This is a genomic window from uncultured Brachyspira sp. (genome assembly GCF_944390845.1).
Lineage (GTDB): Bacteria > Spirochaetota > Brachyspiria > Brachyspirales > Brachyspiraceae > Brachyspira > Brachyspira pulli.
Map to the genome: position 1 here is coordinate 69,261 of NZ_CALXRM010000005.1, position 8,589 is coordinate 77,849.

Here is an 8,589-nt window from a genome sequence, read left to right on the forward strand (position 1 = left end):
ACATTAAAACTATTAACATTGTTATAGAAAATTGTTGTAATATATTCAAATTATTTTATAATTTTATAATGGAAAATACTAAAAAATAGGAGGTTTTTAATATGTTTGGATATTTTGAGTATTATTTTGGATATATATGGATACTCGTACCGGGTTTAATATTAGGTTTTTGGGCCCAAATTAAAGTAAAAACTACTTATGCTAAATACAGCAGAATGGAAAATAAAAGAGGAATAACTGGTGCTGAAACTGCTAAATACATATTGTCAGGATATGGTATAGATATTCCTGTGGAAAGAATAGGCGGTACATTAACAGACCATTATGATCCTTCTGCAAGAGTTTTAAGACTTTCTTCTGGTGTATATGACGGTACTGATGTTGCTGCTTTAGGCGTTGCTGCTCATGAAGTAGGACATGCTATACAGCATGACAGAGGATATGCTCCTCTTTCTATAAGAAATGGTTTCTATCCTTTATGTGCTATAGGAGATCAATTCGGACCTTATTTGGTATTGATAGGTATGATGATAGGCGGTGCTGGAAGTTTTTCATATTACATTATGATAGCTGGTATTATACTTTTTGCATTTGCTGTATTCTTCTCTTTAGTTACTTTGCCTGTTGAATTTGATGCTTCAAATAGAGCTATAAAGATATTGGATAAAGGCGGTTTTTTAGACAGTGAAGAACTTTACGGAGCTAAAAAAGTTTTATCTGCTGCTGCTTTAACTTATGTTGCTGCTGCTGTTAGTGCTATACTTACACTTTTAAGACTTGTAATGTTGGCACAAAAAAGAAGAGATTAATATAATCTATATAGAGTTTATTGAAAAAGAGGCATTATTATTGGTTTAATAATGCCTCTTTATTTTTTTAAATAGAAGCAACATTTATAAAATATAGTACGATTTAATACTATTTTCATATCCATTTTTTATAAATTGAATATTAATAAAACTTAAAATAACTAAGCAATATAGCCTTTACATAATAGATAAATTAATAAAAAATAAAATAAAATTTAAAATTTTACAAAAATACATAGAAAAAAAATCAAATTTTCTTCTTATATATTGCTTGCTATATTTTAATATATAGTATACTATATATTTCAAACAATTAAAATCAGGAGGTACGACGTATGACAGATAAAAAAATTGAATTATTTGAAAATTATCCAGTACATAAAGCTCTACTTACGCTAGCACTTCCAACAATACTAGGAATGTTAGTAAACGTTTTTTATAATATGGTAGATACTTTCTTTGTAGGACAAACTGGAGATCCAAATCAGGTTGCTTCAGTATCATTATGTATGCCTATATATTTACTTCTTATGGCTTTTGGTAATATATTTGGTATAGGCGGAGGATCATACATATCAAGAAAATTAGGTGCCAAAGATTATGAAAGCGTAAAAAAAATATCCTCTTTTGCTTTTTATGCAAGCATTATAGTAGGATTTATTTCTATGGCAGTATATTTGATTTTCATGAGAGATATACTAAAAATATCAGGTGCAAGCCCTAATACTTACCAATTTTCTAAAGATTATTTAGTAATAGTGGCATTAGGTGCTCCTTTTGTAGTAAATCAAATGGCTATGGGACAGATCATACGTTCTGAAGGTTCTTCAAAAGAGGCTGTGATTGGTATGATGATAGGTACTGTAGTTAATATAGTATTAGACCCTATTATGATACTTTATATGAATATGGGAGTTGCAGGTGCTGCTCTTGCTACTATAATAGGCAATGCCTGCTCTACAGCATACTACATATATCATATATTAAGAAAAAAATCTTTTTTATCAATACATTTTAAAGATTTTTCCATGCCTAAAGATATACTTATCAATGTATTTTCTATAGGAATACCAGTTTCTATAAACAATATACTTATGAGTGCTTCAAATGTTCTTATAAATAATTTAGCTGCAGGATACGGTGATAATGCATTAGCAGGGCTTGGAGTAGCTCAGAGAATATTTACACTTGTTATACTTGTACTTATAGGTCTTTCTCAAGGTCTTCAGCCTTTTGTAGGATACAACTTTGCATCTAAAAATTATAAAAGAATGAATGCCGCTATAAAATTATCATGCGTTACAAGCGTAATAATAGGATTTTTACTTTTAGGATTATCTTTAATATTTGGAAGATTATCTGTTCAAATATTCATTAACAATGAAGAAGTAATTGATTATGGTGTAAAATTCCTAGTAGCTAGTTATTCTATAGCTCCTATAATAGGTTTCCAATTCGTATTTATGTCTACATTCCAAGCATTAGGAAAGTCAATACCTTCACTAATACTTTCATTAAGCAGACAAGGTATAGCATTTGTACCAGCAATACTTATAGGTACTAAATTATTCGGTATAAACGGTATTATATGGTCTCAGCCTATAGCTGATATTGTAAGTGTGGCATTAGCTACAGTTATGTATATTTATATTTACAAGAAAATTAAAAGAAGAGCTTTAGAAGAAGAAAAAAATAACAATGAAAATAGTTCAGAACCAGCTTATGCAAATGTATAATTAATAGTTAAGCATATATTCTAAAAAGATAATATAACCTCGCATGCACTTTTATTTTTTAGAAGTGCATGCTTTTTTTATATAGTATTAAATTTTAATTAAATATAAAATAATTCAATTATTAATCATTATTAGAAAATTTACTTCTTAATAATTCTATATTAGGGAATATATCAAATCCTAAATTTCCTATTTTTATAACTTTATTAAAAAAGAATTCGCTAATCTCACTTTGTGGTAAATCGTAGTTACGTTTATATCTTGTTAAATCCCATTTTTCAATAATAGCTCTATTTGCATATCTTTCACATCCGCCTATTATTGAATTAGCTGCATGTTGTTTAGAAACTTTTTTCTCCAAATAAAATTTCGAAGCATTTTTTACACTTTTATCTATGATATTATATATTTGTGAAACAGAAAAATTTTCTAACATTATCTCAATAATATTATATGTTTTATCTGCTGGATTAAATTCAAAATTTATTTGCTTAATTTGATATATTAAATATTCTATACATTCATTAATTGCTATATCTTTCCATAAATTATATGCATCATTAATATTTTCTAAATTATAATAATCAGGATTTATAATTCTTTTTATAATATTGTCTAAATTGAAATCATCATTTATATTTAATATATACATAACTTGATCAATATAATATATACTTGGAAATTCTTCACAATCTTTAAATGATGATACATCAGAAAATGGACTAACAACTAAAGCTTGTATTTTTGTTAATTCTTTATACATTCTAAAAGTTAATTCATCACATGGAGATAACTTTATGTTAGAACTATTAAGATCTTTTATATATGATAAATCCTCTGATATTAATGCCCTTACAATAGAACCTAAATAAACTTTATTAAAAAAATTTAAATTATCAAAATTTATACTGTTTATATTTTCTATGTTATATCTTTTTTTTATGATATCTTTTTTATAATTTAATATTTCTTTTTTTTCTCGTTGGCAATAATAGCATTGACAATATTTATCTTCATATTCATGCCCACAATTTTGGCAAAATAAATCTCGAATATTATAATTATCACCATACATTTTAGATTTTCTATTATAAATCATGTAACTATTACAATGTCTACATCTATATTCAGGAACAACTTTTGGTGGAAAATAAGTATATAATTTAGAAGATTTTATATCTAAATTATATTCTTCTAAAATCTTTCTAACATTATAACCACTGTAATATTTCTCTATTAAAATGTCTAATTCTTCTTCATTTAAGTGTGATAAATCTTTATACATTTTATTTTTATCCTAAAATATTAATTCCATAATTATACATTTTATAAACTATATTACAATAAAATTTATTTACAGATATATTAAATAAATTTTAATATCAACTTTTTTTCGCCCAAAAAGCTACAAAAAAGACATATATATTTTTTTAAATCCACACTGTAAAATTTATAGCCTCAATTTCAATTAAAAATTTTATTTATATTAAACTGTAATTAAGAAAAAAGAACTCACACAAAAGTGCTAATTAAATTCATAACTTCATCAACGCACGGTAAATGCATTTTTATAATAAATTTAATTTGAATTAATAATTAAGTTCATATTAATAAAATCATTCTTCGTGCGGTAATAACACAATAAAATTAAACAAAACTTGGGCGGGTGCTAAAATTTCTAATTAAGTAATAAAGACAATAAAAGCAACATTATTGATTTACACAACAAAGAATAAAGGGCGGGGTACTAGTCGTACGGGCTTGCCGAACGGTAATACTATTCATTATACAAAGTACAATATACGTTCGGTATAACATGCATTAATTTACAAAATATTTGAAGTTTTAAAATTTTACTATGTTCAAAACAAAGTATTAATTAAATTTAAAACTTTACTCAACGCACGGTGAATGCATTCTTATAATAAATATAAATTGAATTAATAATTAAGCTTATATTTATAAAATCATTCTTCGTGCGGTAATAACATAATAAAAAAACAAAACTTGGGCGGGTGCTAAAATTTCTAATTAAGTAATAAAGACAATAAAAGCAACATTATTGATTTACACAACAAAGAATAAAGGGCGGGGTACTAGTCGTACGGGTTTGCCGAACGGTAATACTATTCATTATACAAAGTACAATATACGTTCGGTATAATATGCTTTAATTTTAAAAATATTGAAGTTTTAAAATTTTATTACACTTGCCCACCCTCTATCCTTTTTATTTTTTCTTGATATTTATAAATTATTTTTCTTTTAAATTTTTAATTGTTATTTTAGCTGCCCACCCAAGATTTTTTAAATCTGATGTCTACTCACCGCACGTAATACTAAACTAGAAATATAGATTTATATGTAATTGAAATTTGATTATATTATAAACTTGGTTTACCGTGCGTTAAATTATTAATACTTAATAGTTAATACAAATTAAAAATCTATCCTTACCACTTAAATCCTTTTCTACTGCCGCATTTTTTATATTAATGCTGTTACATATATTTATTAAAGCCTCTCCCTGATCATAGCCTATCTCAAAAAAGAAAGCTCCGTTATTATTAAGATATTTGTCTATAATACTTAAAAAATTCCTATAAAAATCAAGTCCATCATATCCAGAATATAATGCATTTTGAGGTTCAAATTCTAAATCTTTTTGTAATGAATCTTTATCTCTTAAAGGTACATAAGGGGCATTGGAAATTATTATATCAAATTTATTTTCTGGTAGAAAATCTAAAGCATCAGCATTTATTATATTTATAGAATCAATAGAACCTAATATATTTAAAGTATTTTTCTTTATAATTTCAACAGCTGAAGAACTTATTTCAAGAGCAGTAATATCAATGTTTTTATTCTGCTCTAAAAATAATTTTTTTAAAGTAATAGGTATATTTCCGCTTCCAGAACCAATATCACATATTGAAATATTATTTTTATTCTTTGTATAATCTAATACTAAATCAATAATTTCTTCTGTTTCAGGCCTTGGAATAAGCACATTACTATCTACATAGAAATCAAAACCATAAAACTCTTTTTTATTTATTATATAAGATAAAGGCTCATAATTAAGACGTCTATTTATAAATCTCTCTATTTGATTTATATCACTATCTGTAAGCTCTTTTAATCCTTCTGATATTAATTTTACTTTAGAGAGGTTCAAAGTATGCATTATAATTGTTTGTGCCTCAATATAAGACACTTTATAATCATTATTAATATTGTCTAATTTTTTAGCGTAATTAATTATTGCTTGATTAATATTCATTTTATTTATTCATTAATTAAAAAATCTTCTCTTTGAGGAGTAAAAGTATCTAATAACTTACCTTTTTTAATGCATTTACATCCATGAGCCATATTCTTAGCGAAATGCAAAGTATCACCAGGCTTACACAAATATTCCTGACCATTAACATTAAATTGAAATTCACCTTCTAGTATATAAGTAATCTGTTCATGTTCATTATGAGAATGAGGTTCAGCTACAGCATTTTCATCAAATTCCATATAAACAGTCATAAGATTATCAGAATGAGCTAATATTCTTCTTTTAAGCCCATTACCTAAATTTTTTAATTCAGTTTTATTAAAATCTTGATACATAATAAATTCCTTTTTAAAAATTAAAATATTTAAAAGTATAACAAGTTTATAGAAGAATTCAAGAAAATAAAGAATAAAAGGCACAAAAAAAACCAGCCTAAGTGGCTAGTTTATTAACGAGGTATAAAAAATATAATATGGAAAAATTCTTTCAAATATGAACAGCAGTAAGATTTAAGTCGGACAATCTCCGAATAAAGGAGGTGATCCAGCCACACCTTCCGGTACGGCTGCCTTGTTACGACTTCACCCTCATCATCAGTCCCACCTTCGGCGCCGCCCCCCTTGCGGTTAGGCTAACGACTTCAGGTAAAACCAACTCCGATGGCGTGACGGGCGGTGTGTACAATCCCCGGGAACGTATTCACCGTAGCGTTCTGATCTACGATTACTAGTGATTCCAACTTCATGGAGTCGAGTTTCAGACTCCAATCCGAACTGAGGCAACTTTTTTGAGTTTCGCTCCACCTCGCGGTCTCGCATCTCTTTGTACTTGCCATTGTAGCACGTGTGTAGCCCTGGACATAAGGGCCATGAGGACTTGACATCATCCCCACCTTCCTCCTACTTGAACGTAGGCAGTCCCCTAAGAGTGCCCGACATTACTCGGTAGCAACAAAGGGTGAGGGTTGCGCTCGTTGCGGGACTTAACCCAACATCTCACGACACGAGCTGACGACAGCCATGCAGCACCTATGTAAAACGTCCTTGCGGTCTGACTTATCTCTAAATCATTCATCTTACAATTCAAACCCAGGTAAGGTTTTTCGCGTATCATCGAATTAAACCACATGCTCCACCACTTGTGCGGGGACCCGTCAATTTCTTTGAGTTTCACCCTTGCGGGCATACTCCTCAGGCGGTACACTTAAGACGTTAGCTACGGCACTCCTATTTAGATAGAAGCACCTAGTGTACAACGTTTACGGCTAGGACTACCAGGGTATCTAAGCCTGTTTGCTCCCCTAGCTTTCGTGATTCAGCGTCGATAAATGCCCAGATGACTGCCTTCGCTATAGGTGTTCCTCTCGATATCTGCGCATTCCACCGCTACACCGAGAATTCCATCATCCCCTACAATATCCAAGACTTACAGTATCCGAGGCGTTCCCGAAGTTGAGCTTCGGTCTTTCACCTTAGACTTATAAGTCCGCCTACTCACCCTTTACGCCCAGTAAATCCGAGCAACGTTTGCCTCCTACGTATTACCGCGGCTGCTGGCACGTAGTTAGCCGAGGCTTACATTATCTACTGTCACTCATTCTTCGATAATTTCCGAGGTTTACAACCCGAAGGCCTTCATCCCTCACGCGATGTCGCTCCATCAGACTTTCGTCCATTGTGGAAGATTCTCAGCTGCTGCCTCCCGTAGGAGTCTGGGCCGTATCTCAGTCCCAATGTGGCCGGTCACCCTCTCAGGTCGGCTACCTATCGTAGCTTTGGTAGGCCGTTACCCCACCAACAGGCTAATAGGCCGCAGGCTCATCGTAAAGCGGATCGCTCCTTTCCTCTACGCCACTTATGTAGCAAGAGTATATGCGGTATTAGTCCATGTTTCCATGGGTTATCCCCCACTCTACGGCAGATTACCTACGTGTTACTCACCAGTTCGCCGCTAACTTATCCAGTTGCCCGAATAAGCCCGCTCGACTTGCATGCTTAAGACGCATCGCCAACGTTCGCTCTGAGCCAGAATCAAACTCTCCATACTCACAATTTTGTGAATCTGAAATGATTCTTTATTTTTCTATTCTACTGAATAGAGATTTACTTACTTAAAGAAATGTTACAAATTGTAACCGTTGGGTCATAGAACTTATTAAGTTCATTTACACCAGTTGTGTTTTTGTTTTTCTTAAATTGCTTCTGCTATCCATATTTCAAAGAACTTTTGTTTTTTAGTTTTGTGTCTCAGCTGATGTTTCGTTTTGTTTTTCGTTTCTCATCAACTGTTACATTATTATAGCACAGGGTCGAAAAAACACAATAGGCTAAAACCGCGTTTTTTAAAAAAAATCTGGGTTTTTTAGTTGGAATTAGACTTTATAATACATATACTACATTTTTAAAATTCGTTTTGCCAAATTTGGCCATTTTTTGCCAATTTCGACCTCGAAAATGGCTCAAAATCTGGAATTTCAGGGAAATTTTGGGGCTTTTTTGGAAATTTTTGCTGATTTTTTTAAAAAAATTGCAAAAAATTGGATTTTTTTAGAAAAAAACTTTTAAAAAAAACGTTTTAGACTATGTAATTTTCAAAACACAGCGATATTTTTTCCAAAATAATTCTAAATTTTTCCAAAATAGCAGGTCTAAAGGGCATAAAATTTCTATAAAAAGCCGCAAAAAATCTTAAAATCATTTCAAAAAATCTTAAAATCATTTCAAAAAATCTTAAAATCATTTCAAAAAATCTTAAA

At 30.2% G+C, this 8,589-nt stretch carries 6 protein-coding genes and 1 rRNA gene; 2 read left to right on the forward strand and 5 right to left on the reverse strand.

What is annotated here, in order from left to right; all coding sequences use genetic code 11:
- The first annotated feature begins 101 nt into the window (after positions 1 to 101).
- Together Q0K52_RS02025 and Q0K52_RS02030 are read left to right on the forward strand one after the other, a co-directional pair.
- Entirely contained in the window at positions 102 to 809 is a 708-nt protein-coding gene (locus tag Q0K52_RS02025) for a zinc metallopeptidase (RefSeq protein WP_297295928.1), read from the forward strand.
- A 335-nt stretch (positions 810 to 1,144) separates the two neighbouring features.
- On the forward strand, positions 1,145 to 2,545 hold the full coding sequence (locus Q0K52_RS02030) for an MATE family efflux transporter (RefSeq protein WP_297295930.1): 1,401 nt from the start codon (positions 1,145 to 1,147) through the stop codon (positions 2,543 to 2,545).
- 121 nt (positions 2,546 to 2,666) lie between these two features.
- Here the strand turns inward: Q0K52_RS02030 and Q0K52_RS02035 are convergent, their stop codons facing one another.
- The 5 genes from Q0K52_RS02035 to Q0K52_RS02055 form a co-directional block, all read right to left on the reverse strand.
- The gene (locus Q0K52_RS02035) at positions 2,667 to 3,830 is read right to left on the reverse strand and encodes a hypothetical protein (protein WP_297295932.1); all 1,164 of its coding nucleotides are present in this window, start codon (positions 3,828 to 3,830) and stop codon (positions 2,667 to 2,669) included.
- A gap of 1,137 nt (positions 3,831 to 4,967) precedes the next feature.
- On the reverse strand, positions 4,968 to 5,831 hold the full coding sequence (prmC, locus tag Q0K52_RS02040) for a peptide chain release factor N(5)-glutamine methyltransferase (protein ID WP_297295934.1): 864 nt from the start codon (positions 5,829 to 5,831) through the stop codon (positions 4,968 to 4,970).
- A 5-nt stretch (positions 5,832 to 5,836) separates the two neighbouring features.
- A complete protein-coding gene (locus Q0K52_RS02045; RefSeq protein ID WP_297295936.1) occupies positions 5,837 to 6,169 on the reverse strand; it encodes a cupin domain-containing protein in 333 nt (110 codons plus the stop codon).
- Between the two features lie 196 nt (positions 6,170 to 6,365).
- Positions 6,366 to 7,880: ribosomal RNA gene (locus Q0K52_RS02050) — 16S ribosomal RNA — on the reverse strand.
- 528 nt (positions 7,881 to 8,408) lie between these two features.
- The coding region (locus Q0K52_RS02055) for a hypothetical protein (RefSeq protein ID WP_297295938.1) at positions 8,409 to 8,589 on the reverse strand (181 nt) is incomplete at its 5' end.

Coding starts and splice junctions, on each gene's coding strand:
- prmC (WP_297295934.1), bottom strand. CDS start 5,831: ATGAATATTAATCAAGCAATAATTAATTACGCTAAAAAATTAGACAAT.
- Q0K52_RS02030 (WP_297295930.1), top strand. CDS start 1,145: ATGACAGATAAAAAAATTGAATTATTTGAAAATTATCCAGTACATAAA.
- Q0K52_RS02035 (WP_297295932.1), bottom strand. CDS start 3,830: ATGTATAAAGATTTATCACACTTAAATGAAGAAGAATTAGACATTTTA.
- Q0K52_RS02025 (WP_297295928.1), top strand. CDS start 102: ATGTTTGGATATTTTGAGTATTATTTTGGATATATATGGATACTCGTA.
- Q0K52_RS02045 (WP_297295936.1), bottom strand. CDS start 6,169: ATGTATCAAGATTTTAATAAAACTGAATTAAAAAATTTAGGTAATGGG.